Annotated in this window: 9 protein-coding genes, 1 tRNA gene and 1 rRNA gene; 2 read left to right on the top strand and 9 right to left on the bottom strand. The window is 69.9% G+C overall.

The annotated features are described in order from the left end of the window. Positions 1–51: 51 nt before the first annotated feature. The 7 genes from ACIO3O_RS11000 to ACIO3O_RS11030 all read right to left on the bottom strand — a co-directional run bounded on the left by ACIO3O_RS11000 (position 52) and on the right by ACIO3O_RS11030 (position 13525). Positions 52–564, bottom strand: coding sequence for a CinA family protein (locus ACIO3O_RS11000; protein WP_401744423.1), 513 nt, complete (start codon positions 562–564; stop codon positions 52–54). Next, positions 561–1262 (bottom strand): CDP-diacylglycerol--glycerol-3-phosphate 3-phosphatidyltransferase, encoded by a 702-nt coding sequence (pgsA, locus tag ACIO3O_RS11005; protein ID WP_401744425.1) that lies wholly within the window; start codon positions 1260–1262, stop codon positions 561–563. Before pgsA ends, ACIO3O_RS11000 begins: the two co-directional genes overlap by 4 nt. Further along, positions 1259–2767 carry a 30S ribosomal protein S12 methylthiotransferase RimO gene (gene rimO, locus ACIO3O_RS11010; protein ID WP_401744427.1) on the bottom strand — a complete coding sequence of 503 codons (1509 nt, stop codon included), beginning with the start codon at positions 2765–2767 and terminating at the stop codon, positions 1259–1261. The genes pgsA and rimO overlap by 4 nt, the downstream gene beginning before the upstream one ends. A 179-nt stretch (positions 2768–2946) precedes the next feature. Next, positions 2947–3789, bottom strand: coding sequence for a helix-turn-helix domain-containing protein (locus ACIO3O_RS11015; protein ID WP_401744429.1), 843 nt, complete (start codon positions 3787–3789; stop codon positions 2947–2949). 335 nt (positions 3790–4124) lie between these two features. Then, on the bottom strand, positions 4125–6968 hold the full coding sequence (locus ACIO3O_RS11020; RefSeq protein ID WP_401744431.1) for a DNA translocase FtsK: 2844 nt from the start codon (positions 6966–6968) through the stop codon (positions 4125–4127). A 172-nt stretch (positions 6969–7140) separates the two neighbouring features. After that, positions 7141–7824 (bottom strand): two-component system response regulator, encoded by a 684-nt coding sequence (locus tag ACIO3O_RS11025; RefSeq protein ID WP_189823285.1) that lies wholly within the window; start codon positions 7822–7824, stop codon positions 7141–7143. A gap of 286 nt (positions 7825–8110) precedes the next feature. After that, a complete protein-coding gene (locus tag ACIO3O_RS11030; RefSeq protein ID WP_401744433.1) occupies positions 8111–13525 on the bottom strand; it encodes a HAMP domain-containing protein in 5415 nt (1804 codons plus the stop codon). A gap of 399 nt (positions 13526–13924) precedes the next feature. Between ACIO3O_RS11030 and ACIO3O_RS11035 the strand changes: the two genes are divergently transcribed. Further along, positions 13925–16549, top strand: coding sequence for a SpoIIE family protein phosphatase (locus ACIO3O_RS11035; protein WP_401744503.1), 2625 nt, complete (start codon positions 13925–13927; stop codon positions 16547–16549). A 126-nt stretch (positions 16550–16675) separates the two neighbouring features. Here the strand turns inward: ACIO3O_RS11035 and ACIO3O_RS11040 are convergent. Next, a tRNA-Thr gene (locus tag ACIO3O_RS11040) sits at positions 16676–16748 on the bottom strand. 147 nt (positions 16749–16895) lie between these two features. Here ACIO3O_RS11040 and ACIO3O_RS11045 point away from each other — a divergent pair. Then, on the top strand, positions 16896–17453 hold the full coding sequence (locus ACIO3O_RS11045; protein WP_401744435.1) for an alpha/beta hydrolase family esterase: 558 nt from the start codon (positions 16896–16898) through the stop codon (positions 17451–17453). Between the two features lie 60 nt (positions 17454–17513). Here the strand turns inward: ACIO3O_RS11045 and rrf are convergent. Next, positions 17514–17630: ribosomal RNA gene (rrf, locus tag ACIO3O_RS11050) — 5S ribosomal RNA — on the bottom strand. Between the last annotated feature and the right edge of the window lie 140 nt (positions 17631–17770).

Consider the following 17770-nt stretch of genomic DNA (forward strand, 5'->3'; position numbering starts at 1 on the left):
GCGGTGCAGCCGTGCGGGGAGCTATGTCGTGTTCACTCAGGGCTGCAAACATCAGATCCCCCCGTTGTGTTCCGTATCCTGTGCCCGCACATTCTCGACCAGTTCACCGGAGAGCAGCTCGAAAGCGGCCCGCACACTCTCTCTACGAATGTCCGATCGGCTGCCGTTCAACCCAAGTGCGGCCACTTTCCGGTTCCCGTCGGGACCCGCGACGGCCACAAACACCCTGCCCACGGGCTGCCCGTCCTGCGGATCGGGCCCCGCGACGCCGGTCGTGGAGATCCCCCAGTCGGCCCCGAGAACCCGCCGTACGCCTGCCGCCATCTGCCGGGCGACCTCGGCGTCGACCGCCCCGCGCTCCCGCAGGAGATCGCCGGAGACACCCAGGACGTCCCGCTTCAGTTCCGTGGCGTACGCCGTGACAGAACCGCGAAAGACCTTGGAGGCCCCGGGCACGCCGGTCAGCTCCGCGGCCACCAGACCGCCGGTCAGCGACTCGGCCACCGCGAGGGTCTCCCCCCGCGCGGCCAGCGCCGCCAGCACCTCAGCAGCCGTGGACGTCACGCAGCGCGCTCCGCGGCCAGCCCCGCGCGGCGCAGCACGATCGCCTGGCGCACGTAGTCGAGACCGGTGACCACGGTCAGCACCACGGCCACCGCCATCACCCACCACCGGAAGGTCGCCAGCGGCCCGGTCAGCGCCAGTACGTACATGCCGACCGCCGTGCCCTGCGCGAGGGTCTTCATCTTGCCGCCGCGGCTGGCCGGAATGACCCCGTGCCGGATCACCCAGAACCGCATCAGCGTGATCCCGAGCTCACGGAAGAGAATGACGCCCGTCACCCACCACGGCAGGTCCCCGAGCCCCGACAGACAGATGAGCCCCGCCGCCATGATCGCCTTGTCGGCGATCGGGTCGGCGATCTTGCCGAAGTCGGTGACCAGGTTGTACGTCCGCGCCAGGTGGCCGTCGAAGACATCGGTGATCATGGCGACGGCGAACGCCGCCCAGGCCCACGCCCGCCAGATCGGGTCGTACCCGCCGTCGGCGAGCAGCAGCATCACGAAGCCCGGCACCAGCACCAGCCGGACCATCGTCAGGATGTTCGCGATGTTCCACAGACTGGCCTGATTCACGGCCACGGCCCCCAGCTTCCCGCCGGTCACCGAACCGGAGGTGACCGAACCTGCGGTGACCGGTCCGCCGGGCACCGACGCGGCCCTGCCGGTACCACCCGCCGCGGACGCCGGGATTCCGCTCATCTGGCCGCCTCCTCAGGAACCTCGTCACAGGCACTCGGCAGTGGTTCGGCGACGAGGTCCACGCCCTCGGTGCCGACCACCTTTGCCACGACCATACGACCGGGCGTCAACCCGTGGCTGGTCGTGAAGACCACCTGGCCGTCCGTCTCCGGTGCCTGGTGGGCGGCACGGCCGATCGCGGGCTCGTCCTCGGCATCGTCGGAGTCCGCAGGACTCACGGCCTCGACGAGCACCTCCAGCGTCTCGCCGATGCGCTCCTCCGCACGCTGGGCGGTGAGCTCCTCCGCGAGCCGGGAGATGTGCGCGAGCCGCGCGGCGATCGTGTCGTCGTCCAGCTTGTTCTCGTACGTCAGGGCTTCCGTGCCCTCCTCGTCCGAGTAGCCGAACACGCCGATGGCGTCCAGACGGGCCCCGGTGAGGAAGCGTTCCAGCTCGGCGAAGTCCTCCTCGGTCTCGCCGGGGAAGCCGACGATGAAGTTGGACCGCACACCGGCCTGCGGGGCCTTGCCGCGGATGGTCTCCAGGAGCTCCCAGAACTGCTCGGTGGACCCGAAGCGGCGCATCGCGCGCAGCACCGTGGGCGCCGAGTGCTGGAAGGACAGGTCGAAGTACGGGGCGACCTTCGGCGTCGAGGTGAGCACGTCGATCAGGCCGGGCCGCATCTCGGCGGGCTGGAGGTAGCTGACGCGCACCCGCTCGATGCCGTCGACCTCCGCCAGCTCGGGAAGCAGCGTCTCCAGCAGCCGGATGTCGCCCAGGTCCTTGCCGTACGAGGTGTTGTTCTCGGAGACGAGCATGACCTCCTTGACGCCCTGCTCGGCCAGCCAGCGCGTCTCGCCCAGCACGTCGCTGGGGCGGCGCGAGATGAAGGAGCCGCGGAAGGACGGGATGGCGCAGAACGAGCAGCGCCGGTCGCAGCCGGACGCCAGCTTCACCGAGGCCACGGGGCTCGTGCCCAGGCGGCGGCGCAGCGGCGCACGCGGCCCCGAGACCGGGGCGACGCCCTCGGGCAGGTCCTCGGGGGCCGGGACGGCCTCCTGCGCGTGTCCCGGCAGCGAGACGTCGGCGGACTGCCGCTCGGCGGGGCTGATCGGCAGCAGCTTGCGCCGGTCGCGCGGGGTGTGCGCCTCGACGGAACCACCGGCGAGGATGGTCTGGAGGCGGTTGGAGATGTCGGCGTAGTCGTCGAAACCGAGCACGCCGTCGGCCTCCGGCAGGGCCTCGGCGAGGTCCTTGCCGTACCGCTCGGCCATGCAGCCCACGGCGACCACGGCCTGGGTGCGGCCGTGGTCCTTCAGGTCATTGGCTTCGAGCAGGGCGTCGACGGAGTCCTTCTTGGCGGCTTCGACGAATCCGCAGGTGTTGACGACGGCGACGTCCGCGTCCGAGGCGTCCTCGACGAGGTCCCAGCCGTCCGCTGCCAAGCGGCCTGCCAGCTCCTCCGAGTCCACCTCGTTACGGGCGCAGCCAAGAGTGACAAGGGCGACAGTGCGGCGTTCGGGCATGGACTCAAGACTACTTTGTCCCGGCGCGCACCCGGGCCGCGAGGGGGCCGACCGCCGCCCCTCACGGAACCACCCCTTCCGACCTGCGACGACGTACCGAACGTCATCGGATCGCCGCAGGTGGAGGGGGTGGCTGAAGATCTCGGAGGGGTAACGGAAGATCGCGTACGGGACGGGGCTCAGCCGACCTCGGGGTCGCCCTTCGTGTACGTGAGCCGCTCCACCGCGCCGGGCCGGAAGTCGTCCTCGACCTCCTTGCCGTTCACGAACAGCTGCACGGCGTCGGCGTCGCCGAGGACCAGGTCCAGCTTCTTCGGGTCGGTGAAGGTCTTGGAGTCGCCCTTGTTCAGGAAGCCGTCGAAGAGGATGCGGTTGTTGGAGGCGCGGGCCGAGACCCAGCTCCGGGAGCCGGTCGCGACCATCTTGACCGTGACCCGGTCCTTCGGGGCGGCCGCGATGGCACCGTCCGTGGGGTCGGGCGTCTGGTCGGTCTTGGGCGGGGCGGGCTTGATCGTCTTGTCCGGCTTGGGCTTCGGGGCGGGCGCGGTGGCGGTGGCGCCCTCGGCGACGCTGCGCGTCCCGCCGGACGGGTCGCTCCCGCTGAACATCGTGAAGCCGACGAAGCCGACCACCGCGACGATCGCGGCGACCATGGCGGCGGTCCAGTTGGGCCGGCGCGGCTCGGGACGGATCCGCTCCGCCTCGAACAGCGGGGCGGCGGGGGTCGGCGCGGGCCGTCCGCCGTGCTCGCCGTCGTACTGCGCGACGAGCGCGGAGGCGTCGAGTCCGACGGCGGCGGCCAGCGTACGGATGTGGCCGCGGGCGTAGACGTCGCCGCCGCAGCGGGTGAAGTCGTCGGCCTCGATGGCGTGGACGATCGGAATGCGCACCCGGGTCGACGTGCTGACTTCATCGACCGTCAGACCTGCGGCGATCCGGGCCTGCTGGAGGGCACGACCGATGGTGGGCCGGTCGTCTTCAGGGGAGTTGCCGGGAGAGTCCGGGGAGTTGCCGATGGACACGGGGGCGCCTTTCGAGCGTGAGCCACCTGCTGGAGGTTCAGTCTAGGGGGGTGACGAAAGGGTGGGGCAAGCGGGAGAGCCGTCTTTGTACGCCATCGGAACGGCGTATGCGTACATCGACGCTGCAGCCCGGCACTCCCGAGGCACCGCGACGCCGTCCACGGTGACACCGCTGACGGTCCATGACGCCTCCCTCCCCTCAACTGGACGTATCCACAAGGGAAACGGTTGCTTCCGAACTCGTACGAGTGACTCGCGTTCGGCCACACGCACGCGTCCGGGAAGCCGCGTGCCCCCTACGACCACGTCGCCCGCAGGGGAACCGCGGACAACCCCTACGAAGGAGACTCTCCCCGGATCACGTCGAGTACGCCATCCAATTCGTCGGGCTTCACGAGGACGTCACGCGCCTTGGACCCCTCGGTCGGCCCCACGATGTTCCGCGACTCCATCAGGTCCATCAGCCGGCCCGCCTTGGCGAAGCCCACCCGCAGCTTGCGCTGGAGCATCGACGTCGACCCGAACTGGGTGGAGACGACCAGCTCGGTGGCCTGGCACAGCAGGTCCAGGTCGTCGCCGATCTCCTCGTCGATCTCCTTCTTCTGCTTGGTGCCGACCACGACGTCGTCCCGGAAGACCGGCGCCATCTGGTCCTTGCAGTGCTGGACGATCGCCGCGACCTCGTCCTCGGTGACGAAGGCGCCCTGCATACGGGTCGGCTTGTTGGCCCCCATCGGCAGGAAGAGCCCGTCGCCCTTGCCGATCAGCTTCTCGGCGCCCGGCTGGTCGAGGATGACCCGGCTGTCGGCGAGCGAGGAGGTGGCGAAGGCGAGCCGGGAGGGCACGTTCGCCTTGATCAGACCGGTGACGACGTCCACCGAGGGCCGCTGCGTGGCGAGCACCAGGTGGATACCGGCGGCGCGGGCCAACTGGGTGATGCGGACGATCGAGTCCTCCACGTCCCGCGGCGCGACCATCATCAGGTCCGCGAGCTCGTCCACGATCACCAGCAGGTACGGATACGCCTGGAGCTCCCGCTCGCTGCCCTCCGGCGTCTTGAGCTTGCCGGAGCGCACGGCCGCGTTGAAGTCGTCGATGTGCCGGTACCCGAAGGCGGCCAGGTCGTCGTACCTGAGGTCCATTTCCCGTACGACCCACTGGAGCGCCTCGGCGGCCCGCTTGGGGTTGGTGATGATCGGGGTGATCAGGTGCGGGATGCCCTCGTACGCGGTCAGCTCGACGCGCTTGGGGTCGACGAGGACCATCCGTACGTCCTCGGGGGTGGCCCGGACCATGATCGAGGTGATCAGGCAGTTGATGCAGGACGACTTTCCGGAACCGGTCGCACCGGCCACCAGCACGTGCGGCATCTTCGCCAGGTTGGCCATCTCGTAGCCGCCCTCGACGTTCTTGCCGAGCGCCACCAGCATCGGGTGGTCGTCCTCGGCGGCGTCCGCGAGGCGCAGCACGTCACCGAGGTTGACCATCTCGCGGTCGCTGTTGGGGATCTCGATGCCGACGGCGGACTTGCCGGGGATCGGCGAGATGATCCGCACGTCCGGGGAGGCCACCGCGTACGCGATGTTCTTGGTCAGCGCGGTGATCTTCTCGACCTTCACGGCCGGGCCGAGCTCGACCTCGTACCGGGTGACCGTCGGACCGCGGGTGAAGCCGGTGACGGCCGCGTCGACCTTGAACTCCGAGAAGACGTTCTGGAGGGACTCCACGACGGCGTCGTTCGCCGCGCTGCGGGTCTTGCCGGGTCCGCCGCGCTCCAGGAGGTCCAGGGAGGGCAGCGAGTACGTGATGTCGCCGCGCAGCTGGAGCTGCTCGGCGCGCGCCGGGAGCATCGAGGGCTCCTTCGGCGGCTCCTTGGTGAGGTCGGCGACCTTGGGCGGCGCCGCCCCGGCCGGACGGCTGGGCTCCGGCTTCGGCCCGGGGGTCGGCGAAGCCGTGGGCACGGCGGGTCGCACGGGTTCCGACGGCGACTTCGCCGCCTCCCGCGCGGGCGGCACCGACGAGGTCCGCTCGGGCTCCTGCGAGACGCCCTGGGTCAGGTCCGCGACGATCGGCGACGGCGGCAGCCCGTTCATCACGGCGCCGTCCAGCGCGGCCGCCGCCGCTGCCGCCACGTCGACCGCGTCCAGCGGCCTGGCGTACGGGGACTGCTGTACGGACGGGGCCCTGCGGGGCCTCCTGCGCCGCCCCAGGGCCTCTTCCTCGGCCGCGTCGGGGTCGTACTCCTGCGCCTCGCCCCGGCGCGCGGAGGCACCGCGTGCGCCGGCGGGAAGCGCCTCGCGCCACTGTTCGTCGTAGCGCGCGTCGTCCTCCGCGACACCGGCGTCGACCTCGTCGGGCCGCGGCTCGATGACCCCGAGCCGGATGCCGAGCTGCCGCAGCCGCCGCGGAATCGCGTTGACCGGCGTCGCCGTCACCACCAGCAGCCCGAAGATCGTCAGGAGCAGCAGCAGCGGTACGGCCAGCACCTCGCCCATCGTGAAGGTCAGCGGCACCGACGCCGCCCAGCCGATCAGCCCGCCCGCGTCCTGCATCGCCTCGGACCCGTCGCCGCGCCCCGGCGAGCCGCACGCGATGTGCACCTGGCCGAGCACGCCGATGACCAGCGCGGACAGCCCGATGACGATGCGTCCGTTGGCCTCCGGCCGCTCCGGGTGCATGATCAGCCGGATGCCGATCGCGCCCAGCAGCAGCGGCACCAGCAGGTCGAGCCGCCCGAAGGCACCGGTGACCAGCATCTTCACCAGGTCCCCGACCGGCCCGCGCAGATGCGCCCAGGTACCGGCCGCGACGATCAGCGCGAGGCCGAGCAGCAGGAGCGCGAGGCCGTCCTTGCGGTGCGCCGGGTCGAGCCCCTTCGCGCCCCGCCCTATGCCGCGGAACATCGCGCCGACGCCGTGCGCGACGCCGAGGTAGGCGCCGCGGGCCACCTTGTAGACGCCCCCGGTCGGTGACGGAGCAGGCTTCGGCGCGGGACGGGCCGCCTTCTTGGCGGGCGCCCTCTTCGCCGGAGCCTTCTTGGCGGCGGTCTTCTTGGCGGGCGGTTTCGCCACGGCCTTCGCGGGTGCCGCCTTCTTCGCAGCGCCCGGCGTACGACCGGCGCGCGGCTTGGCGGTGCCCGTCGTGCCCTGGGAACCCTTGCCGGACGTACGTGAGGCCATGGGGCAAGAGGTTACCCGGGGAGACGCGTGCGGACAGGAGCGCCTACGGCTTCACCCGACCGTGTCGCCCTTCGCGGGCAGCGGAATTGACGCCCCGTCGGTCGTACTCGGCCACACGTGAGCCCCGTACCTGACACAGCACCAGGTACGGGGCTCACGTGACGACGATCCGTCAGTTCTGCGAAGGCAGCGTCCCCGTGCCCCCGCCGGTCCCCGGCTCCAGCGCGTCGAGCGCCCGGCGCAGTCCCGTGAGCTTGCGCTCCAGGTGCGCCGCCGTGGCGACCGCCGCCGCGTCCGCGGACTCGTCGTCGAGCTGCTTGGAGAGTGCCTCCGCCTGCTCCTCGACCGCCGCGAGCCGCGCGGACAGTTCGGCGAGCAGCCCGGCGGGCTCCTTCACCGCTCCCGCGTCCGCCCGGTTCGTCCCCTCCAGCTGGAGGCGCAGCAGTGCCGCCTGCTCCCGCAGCTGACAGTTCTTCATGTACAGCTCGACGAAGACCGACACCTTGGCACGGAGCACCCAGGGGTCGAACGGCTTCGAGATGTAGTCCACCGCGCCGGCCGCATAACCCCGGAAGGTGTGATGCGGACCGTGGTTGATCGCGGTGAGGAAGATGATCGGGATGTCCCTCGTCCGCTCCCGCCGCTTGATGTGCGCGGCGGTCTCGAATCCGTCCATGCCCGGCATCTGTACGTCCAGCAGGATGACCGCGAAGTCATCGGTAAGCAGTGCTTTGAGCGCTTCCTCCCCTGACGATGCCCGCACCAGTGTCTGATCGAGCGCGGAGAGAATGGCCTCCAGCGCCAACAGATTCTCCGGCCGGTCATCGACCAGGAGGATCTTGGCCTTCTGCACCATGGCCCGTCCTCCTCGCCCCGGCAGTGCACCGGGCGCCGCCCCGGAGGACGACTCCCTTGCGTCGCCCGTCCTTGTGCCGGTCATGGTAGCCGTACCCTGCCGGTCGCCACACCCTGTCACCGCGATGTCACTGTGCACGTAGCAGAAACGCATCGGGAGACCAGAAGGTTCCCCGAATACCGTGCTCTCACACGCCGTCGGCCACAGTCAGTCAGCACGACTGCCCGCGGCCGACCGCGACATGCACCACCGTACGGTCACCCACGCGCCCGCAGGGCGCCGGGGCTCACTCCTCCCCGCGCATCCACTGTTCCATCACACCGAGCAGATGATCCGGGTCCACCGGCTTGGTCACGTAGTCGGACGCACCCGAGTCGATGGCCTTCTCCCGGTCGCCCTTCATGGCCTTCGCGGTGAGCGCGATGATCGGCAGTCCGGCGAACTGCGGCATCCTGCGGATCGCCGTCGTCGTCGCGTAGCCGTCCATCTCCGGCATCATGATGTCCATCAGCACGACCGTCACGTCGTCGTGCTGCTCCAGGACTTCGATGCCCTCGCGCCCGTTCTCCGCGTACAGCACGGCAAGCCCGTGCTGCTCCAGCACGCTCGTCAGCGCGAAGACGTTGCGGATGTCGTCGTCGACGATGAGCACCTTCTCGCCGGAGAACCCGAAGGTCCGCCGCTCCTCGGGCGCGCTCTCCTGCCCCTGCGACTGTCCCGCCCACGGATCCTGCGGCGTGCTGCCGCTGCTGGCCGCCGTCGGCTGGCCGGGCAGCGCGGGCCGCTCCTCGGCCTGCCCGATCGCCTTGCGCCGCCGCCGGAAAAGACCAGCGGAACCCGTCTGCGGTTCGTTGCGTACGACACCCAGGTGGTACGGCGGAAGAGCCGCGTCCGGCGTCCTGGAGCCTTCCTGCTGCTGCGCCCTGCGCGGCAGTTCGAGCCCGCCGGGGCTGAGCTGCGGGTAGCCCTGCGGGGGCAGCTCGCTGGGGTGCAGCGGCAGGTACAGGGTGAACGTCGAGCCGCGGCCGGGCTCGCTCGCCGCGTGGATCTCGCCGCCGAGCAGGCGGGCGATCTCCCGGCTGATGGACAGGCCCAGGCCCGTACCGCCGTACTTCCTGCTGGTCGTCCCGTCGGCCTGCTTGAAGGCCTCGAAGATGACCCGCATCTTGCTGGCGGCGATGCCAATACCGGTGTCGGTGACCGAGAAGGCGATCAGGTCCCCGTCGGAGTCCCGCAGCGAGCCCGCTTCGAGCAGCTGCTCACGGATCTCGTGCGGCACGTCGGCGTTGGCGGGCCGGATCACCAGCTCGACCGCGCCGGAGTCGGTGAACTTCACCGCGTTCGACAGCAGGTTGCGCAGCACCTGGAGGAGGCGCTGTTCGTCGGTGTGCAGGGTGGCGGGCAGCTCCGGGGAGACCCGTACCGAGAAGTCGAGGCCCTTCTCCGCGGTGAGCGGCCGGAAGGTGGCCTCCACGTAGTCGACGAGCTGGACCAGGGCGATCCGGGTCGGCGAGACGTCCATCTTGCCCGCCTCGACCTTGGACAGGTCGAGGATGTCGTTGATCAGCTGGAGCAGGTCGGACCCGGCCCCGTGAATGGTCTCGGCGAACTCGACCTGCTTCGGGGAGAGGTTCCCGTCGGCGTTGTCGGCGAGCAGCTTGGCGAGGATCAGCAGCGAGTTGAGCGGAGTGCGCAGCTCGTGCGACATGTTCGCCAGGAACTCCGACTTGTACCGCATGGAGACGGCCAACTGCTCGGCGCGCTCCTCCAGGACCTGCCGGGCCTCCTCGATCTCGGTGTTCTTCACCTCGATGTCGCGGTTCTGCCGGGCCAGCAGCTCGGCCTTCTCCTCCAGTTCGGCGTTGGACTCCTGGAGGGCCTTCTGCCGGTTCTCCAACTCCTCGGAGCGCTCGCGCAGTTGCTCGGTCAGCTCCTGCGACTGCTCCAGCAGCACCTCGGTCTTCGTATTGACGCTGATGGTGTTGACGCTGGTGGCGATCAGGTCGGCGATCTGGTTCAGGAAGTCCCGCTGGATCTGCGTGAACGGCTGGAACGACGCCAGCTCGATCACCCCGAGCACCTGCCCCTCGAAGAGCACCGGCAGCACGATCACATGCGCCGGCGGAGCCTCCCCGAGCCCCGAGGAGATCTTCAGGTACCCCTCGGGCACCTTGACCTGGATGGTCCGCTTCTCCTCGGCGGCCGTCCCGATCAGGGTCTCCCCCGGCCGGAACACCGTCGGCATCGACCCCGCCGAGTACCCGTAACTCCCGCGCATCCGCAGCTGGTACGGGCTGTCCGCGTCCGCGCCGACCTCCGCGCCCTTCGCCGCCGACGAGCCCGACGGCAGCGCCAGGAAGAACGCCCCCTGCTGCGCCGAGACGACCGGCGTCAGCTCGCTCATGATCAGCGAGGCGACGTCGTCGAGGTCCCGGCGGCCCTGCATGAGACCGGAGATGCGGGCCAGGTTGCCCTTGAGCCAGTCCTGCTCCTCGTTGGCGAGGGTGGTGTCGCGCAGGTTGGAGATCATCGTGTTGATGTTGTCCTGGAGCTCCTGGATCTCTCCGGCGGCATCCACGTCGATCTTCAGGTTGAGGTCGCCGCGGGTCACCGCGGTGGCGACCTTCGCCATGGCGCGCACCTGCCGGGTCAGGTTCCCGGCCATCTCGTTCACGGACTGGGTGAGGTCGCGCCACGTGCCGTCGACGTCCCGCACCCGGGCCTGACCGCCCAACTGCCCGTCGGTGCCCACCTCGCGGGCCACCCGGGTCACCTGCTCCGCGAACGAGGACAGCTGGTCGACCATCGTGTTGATGGTGTCCTTCAGGTCCTGGATCTCACCGCGCGCATCGATGTCGATCTTCTTGGTGAGGTCGCCCTTGGCGATGGCGGTCGTCACGGTCGCGATCTGCCGCACCTGGCCGGTGAGGTTGGACGCCATCGAGTTCACCGACTCGGTGAGGTCCTTCCACGTACCCGCGACTCCGGGAACGCGTGCCTGGCCGCCCAGTTCGCCCTGCGTGCCCACCTCGCGGGCCACGCGCGTGACCTCGTCGGCGAACGACGACAGGGTCGTCACCATGGTGTTCACCGTGTCGGCCAGCTCGGCGACCTCGCCGCGCGCCTCGACGGTGACCTTCTTCGTCAGGTCGCCGTTGGCGACGGCGGAGGACACCCGGGAGATGTTCCGCACCTGCGAGGTCAGGTTGTTGGCCATCGTATTGACGTTGTCGCTGAGGTCCTTCCAGATGCCGGTGACCCCGCGCACCCGTGCCTGACCACCCAGAATGCCCTCGGTGCCCACCTCACGGGCGACCCTCGTCACCTCGTCCGCGAAGTTGGAGAGCTGGTCCACCATCGTGTTCACGGTCGTGACGAGATCCAGGATCTCGCCCTTCGCGTCGACGGTGATCTTCTTCGACAGATCGCCCTTGGCGACGGCCGTCGTGACCTCGGCGATGTTGCGCACCTGGGAGGTCAGGTTGTTGGCCATGAAGTTCACGGACTGGGTGAGGTCCTTCCACGTGCCGCTCACCCCCTGGACCTCGGCCTGGCCGCCGAGGATGCCCTCGGTGCCCACCTCGCGGGCCACCCGGGTCACCTGCTCCGCGAAGTTCGAGAGCTGGTCGACCATGGTGTTGAGGGTGTTCTTCAGCTCCAGGATCTCGCCGCGCGCGTCCACGTCGATCTTCTGCGACAGGTCACCGCGCGCGACCGCCGTGGCGACCTGCGCGATGTTGCGCACCTGGGCGGTGAGGTTCCCGGCCATGCCGTTCACCGAGTCGGTCAGGTCGCGCCACACACCGGCGACGCCCGGCACCTGCGCCTGCCCGCCGAGCCGTCCCTCCGTACCCACCTCGCGCGCGACCCGCGTCACCTGGTCGGCGAACGCGGACAGCTGGTCGACCATCGTGTTGATGGTGTTCTTCAGCTCCAGGATCTCGCCGCGCGCATCGACGTCGATCTTCTGCGACAGGTCTCCCCGCGCCACGGCCGTCGTCACCTGGGCGATCTGCCGCACCTGCGACGTCAGGTTCCCGGCCATGAAGTTGACGGAGTCGGTGAGTTCCTTCCACGTACCGCTGACGCCGTCGACGCGCGCCTGCCCGCCGAGCCGCCCCTCCGTGCCCACGTCCCGGGCCATCCGCGTGACCTGGTCGGCGAACGACGACAGCTGGTCCACCATCGTGTTCACGGTGTTCTTCAGCTCCAGCATCTCGCCGGAGACGTCCACCGTGACCTTCTGCGACAGGTCACCGTTGGCGACCGCCGTCGTCACCTGCGCGATGTTGCGCACCTGCCCGGTGAGGTTGCGGAAGGCCGTGTTCACGGAATCCGTGAGGTCCTTCCACGTCCCCGCCGCCCCGGGCACCTGCGCCTGCCCACCCAACTGCCCCTCGACGCCGACCTCTCGGGCCACGCGCGTCACTTCGGAACCGAAGGCCTGGAGCTGCTCCACCATCGTGTTGACGGTGTTCTTCAGCTCCAGCATCTCGCCCGCGACGTCGACGGTGACCTTCTGCGTCATGTCGCCGTTGGCGACCGCCGTCGTCACCTGCGCGATGTTGCGCACCTGGTCCGTGAGGTTGCGGAAGGCGGTGTTGACCGAATCGGTCAGGTCCTTCCACGTCCCCGCCGCGCCCGGCACCTGCGCCTGCCCACCGAGCAGACCCTCGCCGCCGACCTCGCTCGCGACCCGCGTCACCTCGTCCGCGAAGGTCCGCAGCGTCTCGGTCATCTGGTTGATCGTCTCGGCGAGCTGCGCGACCTCGCCACGCGCGTTCACCGTGACCTTCCGCGACAGGTCACCACTGGCCACAGCCGTGGTGACCTCGGCGATCCCGCGCACCTGCGAGGTGAGGTTCCCCGCCATCAGGTTCACGGAGTCGGTGAGGTCCTTCCACACCCCCGCCACCCCGGGCACCTGCGCCTGCCCGCCCAGCTCACCCTCGGTACCGACCTCACGCGCGACCCGTGTGACCTCGGAGGAGAACGACGACAGCTGGTCCACCATCGTGTTCACGGTGTTCTTCAGCTGGAGCATCTCGCCGGCCACGTGCACCGTGACCTTGCGCGACAGATCGCCCTTGGCCACCGCCGTCGTCACCAGCGCGATGTCGCGCACCTGCGCCGTCAGCCGGTACGCCATCGTATTGACGGAGTCCGTCAGGTCCTTCCACGACCCGGACATCCCGCGCACCTGCGCCTGCCCGCCGAGCTTGCCCTCGGTGCCGACCTCCAGCGCGACGCGCGTCACCTCGTCGGTGAACGCCGACAGCTGGTCGACGAGGTTGTTGACCGTCCGCCCGACCTTGAGGAACTCTCCGCGCAACGGATGCCCGTTGCCGTCCTCCCGGGCCTGCGACCGCAGCTCCATCCGCTGCTCCAGGTCGCCCTCCGCGACCGCGGACAGCACCCGCCCGACCTCGGACACCGGTCGTACGAGGTCCTCCACCAGCGCGTTCGAGGCGTCGATCGCCGCCGCCCAGGACCCCTCGCAGGCCCCGGTCTCCAGCCGCTCCGCGAGCTTGCCCTCCCGGCCGACCATGCGCCGTACCCGCGCCAGCTCGCCCGTCAGATGCAGGTTCCGGTCGGCAACCTCGTTGAAAACAGCGGCGATCTCGGCCATCACCCCGTCGCCGGAGACCGTCAGCCGCTTCCTGAAGTTGCCGTCCCGCATCGACACCAAGGCCGCCAGCATGCGGTTCAGCGCCGCCGTGTCCACCTCGGTTGTCCCATTGCTCCGGGACCGTCCGCCTTGTGTGCGCGTGCTCTTGCCCCGCGCCGCCACGCCAGACTCCACCGTGTCCCTCCCGCAGGGATCGACCGTACTTCCCAGGTCTTCGCTGGGAGCTTTCCCAGTCTTCCACCTTGCCGCACCGCCATGTTCGACAGTCGATGCGTGACGCCCCCGGCGTCAAATCGTTGAAGGGTACAGTCACCGCGCCGTTTCCTCCCTTCCCGCGCACCGTCCGCGTACGTATCCGGGACGCAGTGGCACAACGCCGCGGCCGACCGTCTAGCCTGGCAAAGGCGAATCGAAGCCGCGAGAAACGGGCACAGGACTCGGGGAAGCGACGAACACCACATGGGGAGTGCTGTGATCACGGCGCGGGCGGCGGCCACTTTCGACCCGGTCGGACGGTCGGTGGCGACTGCCCGGGCGTTCGTACGCGACACCCTCCAGGGCTGGGGGCATTCCGAGCTGGTCGACGACGCGGTCGTCCTCACCAGCGAGCTCGTCACCAACGCCGTCGTCCACGCGGGCACCCAGGCCGACGTGCTGTGCCTGCGCACCGAGGACGGCATCCGCGTCGAGGTCGGCGACCGCTACCCCGAGCGCGAGGTCCCCCTCCAGGGCACCGGCTTCAACCTCGGCGGCCCCGACCGCGAGGGCGGCCGCGGCCTCCTCCTGTGCGCGGCCCTCGCCTCCAAGTGGGGCGTCGAGTACACCCCCACCCAGAAGCACGTCTGGTTCCAACTCGACCTCCCCCAGCGCCCGGTCGGCACCCGCGTCGCGGGCCCGGTCCTCCCCGACCAGCTGCTCCCCGTCGCCGACGGCCGCATCCGCGTCGCTGTCGTGCAGATAGACCGCAGCGGCTCCATCGCCTCCTGGAACGAGGACGCCCAGGACCTCTTCGGGTACGCCGCCGAGCAGGTCACCGGCAAGCCCCTCACCGACCTCACCGCCTGGCCGCAGACCCCCGGCATCGGCACGGGCATCGCCGAGGCCCTGCAGATGTCCCGCTGGGAGGGCAGCTACGGCATCCGCGGCGAGGACGGCCGCGTCGTCCCCGTGTACGCCTCGCACCTGCGCGTCCGGGACAACGAGGGCGAGCCCTCCACCATCTGCCTTCTCGTACGGGAAGTGGAACGCGCCGTCCTCCAGACCCCCCAGCGCACCCCCGCCACGGACCCCGCGGGCGGCTCCGAGAGCGGCCGGGCCACCGACCCGTTCGAGGTCTTCATCGGCTCCCCCGCCCCCGACGACCTGGACGGCCTCCTCCAGCGCACCGTCGAGCGCGCCCGCGACATGCTCGACGCGGACTCCGCCTTCCTCCTGCTGGCCACCGACGACGAAACGGAACTGGAGGTACGGGCCACCACCGGCCTGCCCTCCGCCCGCCAGCGCTTCGCCCGCGTCCCCGTCGAGGCGGGCACCGGCAGATACGGCTCGGCCCGCATGCCCGCCGTCCACGAGGACCTGGTCGCCGTGCCCGGCGCCGTCCCGCTCCTGGGCGGCACCGGCATGCGCTCCGTCGTCACCGTCCCCCTCAAGGTCGAGGGCCGCCTCACCGGCTCCCTCGGCGTCGCCGCCGAAGCCCCCGGCCGCTACACCAACGAGGAGGCCCTGCGCCTCCAGTTCGCCGCCGACCGCATCGCGCTCGCCGTCGAGTCCGCCCGTCTCGGCGAACTCGAACGCCTCCGCCGCGGCTCCCTGTCCTTCCTCGTCGAGGCCTCCGACCTCCTCGCCGGCACCCTGGACCGCGACCAGACCCTCGCCCTCATGGCGCAGATGACGGTCCCCACCCTGGCCACCTGGTGCGCCGTCTACACGATCGCCGACCAGGCCTCCGACCCGTACCTCTCCTACGTCCTGCACGAGGACGAGGAGCGCATCGACGGCCTCAAGGCCCTCCTCTCCCGCATCAGCCCGCCCGACCCGGTGCCCACTCCCGGCGCCCGCATCTGGACCGCCCCCGGCGAGGCCGCCCACCAGGCCGCCCTGCGCACCTCCATGCGCAGCCTCGGCCTCGGCTCGACCCCTCACCTGGGCTCGGGCATCGGCACCACCCTCGCGACCGCGGCAGCCGTCGGCGGCGAGACGGTCGTCCTCCCCCTGGTCGCCCGCAACCGCGTCATCGGCATGCTGACCCTCGGCAAGCCCACCGACGACCACTTCCGCCAGGAGATCCTCGAACTCGCCGAGGACCTCTCCCGCCGCGCCGCCCTCGCCCTGGACAACGCCCGCCTGTACTCGGAGCGCATGGCCATCAGCCAGTCCCTCCAGCGCAGCCTGCTCCCCCCGGAGCGCCCGAACGTCCCGGGCATGGAGGTCGAGGTCATCTACCGCGCCGCGGGCGAGGGCAACGAGGTCGGCGGCGACTTCTACGACATCTTCCCGATCCGCGACGGCGTGTACGGCTTCGCCATCGGCGACGTCTGCGGCACGGGCCCCCAGGCCGCCGCCGTCACGGGCCTCGCCCGGCACGCCCTGCGCCTCCTGGCCCGCGAGGGCTTCGGCGGCCCGGCGGTCCTGGAACGCCTCAACGCCGCCATCCTCGACGAGGGCGAACGCAGCCGCTTCCTCACCCTCCTCTACGGCGAGCTGTGGCCCCAGGAGGACGGCAGCTCCATCCTCAAACTGGTCTGCGCGGGCCACCCCCTCCCCCTGCGCCTCCGCCAGGACGGCACCGTCACCCCCGCCGCCGAACCCCAGCCCCTCCTGGGCGTCATGGAGGACCTGGAGCTCTACGAGGAGACCATCACCCTCGACCCGGGCGACGTCCTCCTCTGCGTCACGGACGGCATCACGGAACGCCGCGAGGGCACCCGCATGCTCGGCGACGACGGCCTCGCCGAAGTCCTCGCCGGTTGTACGGGCCTGACCGCTGGCGCCATCGCCGCCCGCGTCCTGCGCACTGTGGAACGCTTCGCCGCGGAGCCCGCCTCCGACGACATGGCCATCCTCGCGATGCGCGTCCCGGAACCCCTGAAGAACTGACCTGCGGCTCCCCCGCGGACTCCCCAACTCCCCGTACGACAGCGCGGAGTCCGCGGCCCCCCAGAAGTGAGACACACACATACACGAAAGGCCCCCCGCCTATGGCGGGGGGCCTTTCGTTTCCTGAGCCCCCATGCGGAATCGAACCGCAGACCTTCTCCTTACCATGGAGACGCTCTACCGACTGAGCTATAGGGGCCTCGTTGCGCTTCGCTGTTCTGCTCGGCTTCAACGAGATAGATCATACCCATAAAAAGTCAGAACTCCGAACCACCGATTCCTCTGGACCGCCCGCGTCGCCACTGCCACCATGCGCGCATGCGGACAAGCCCCGGCAAGGCCCGTTATGTTCCCGGGCTGCACCCCGTCGAAGTCGCTGCCCCTGGTCGTGGCGATGCACATGTTCCCGGGTACGGGCACCGCCGTGGCCGAGCTCAGCGGGCTCAACAAGAAGGCCGACGCGAAGAACTTCCTGGTCGCCTACCCCGACGGTTTCAGCGGCGGCTGCAACGCCCTGACCTGCTGTGGGGCGGAGGACGACATCGGCTTCCTCAAGACGATGGTGGGCCGCCTCACCACGACGTGGAAGGCCGACCCGAGCCGCGTCTACGCGACGGGCATCTCCAACGGCGGCGACATGTCTTTCAAGGTGGGCGTCGAGCTCCACGACCTGTTCGCCGCGGTGGCCTCCGTCAGCGGCGCCTTCGCCGGCCCCGCCCCGGCGACTCCCTCCTACGCCCCCAAGTCCCCTGTCTCGATGGTGACGTTCATCTACCGCCTCCCGGACATGGGCCATTCCTGGCCCGGCGCGTCCTCCGGTGCAATGGCCGACCCAGAGGCGGGCCTCAACGCCACGGACCTCATGTGGGACTTCTTCTCCGTCCACCCCAAAAAGCGCGCATGATCCTGTAAACGCAGAAAAGCCCCGCACCAATGGTGCGGGGCTTCCCCGTTATCAAAATTTGTTCGGCGGCGTCCTACTCTCCCACAGGGTCCCCCCTGCAGTACCATCGGCGCTGAAAGGCTTAGCTTCCGGGTTCGGAATGTAACCGGGCGTTTCCCTAACGCTATGACCACCGAAACACTATGAAATTTGAACGCTGGTGTTTTCACAGCTGTTCGTTATTTCAGAACTAACACAGTGGACGCGAGCAACTGAGGACAAGCCCTCGGCCTATTAGTACCAGTCAGCTCCACCCGTTACCGGGCTTCCACATCTGG

This window comes from Streptomyces sp. NPDC087440 (assembly GCF_044744005.1).
In the GTDB taxonomy this organism is placed as follows: Bacteria; Actinomycetota; Actinomycetes; order Streptomycetales; family Streptomycetaceae; genus Streptomyces.

What these genes read in the sequence shown, in the direction of transcription:
- ACIO3O_RS11045 (WP_401744435.1), top strand. Translation starts at nt 16,896, where the DNA reads ATGTTCCCGGGCTGCACCCCGTCGAAGTCGCTGCCCCTGGTCGTGGCG.
- ACIO3O_RS11025 (WP_189823285.1), bottom strand. Translation starts at nt 7,824, where the DNA reads ATGGTGCAGAAGGCCAAGATCCTCCTGGTCGATGACCGGCCGGAGAAT.
- rimO (WP_401744427.1), bottom strand. Translation starts at nt 2,767, where the DNA reads ATGCCCGAACGCCGCACTGTCGCCCTTGTCACTCTTGGCTGCGCCCGT.
- ACIO3O_RS11020 (WP_401744431.1), bottom strand. Translation starts at nt 6,968, where the DNA reads ATGGCCTCACGTACGTCCGGCAAGGGTTCCCAGGGCACGACGGGCACC.
- ACIO3O_RS11030 (WP_401744433.1), bottom strand. Translation starts at nt 13,525, where the DNA reads ATGCTGGCGGCCTTGGTGTCGATGCGGGACGGCAACTTCAGGAAGCGG.
- pgsA (WP_401744425.1), bottom strand. Translation starts at nt 1,262, where the DNA reads ATGAGCGGAATCCCGGCGTCCGCGGCGGGTGGTACCGGCAGGGCCGCG.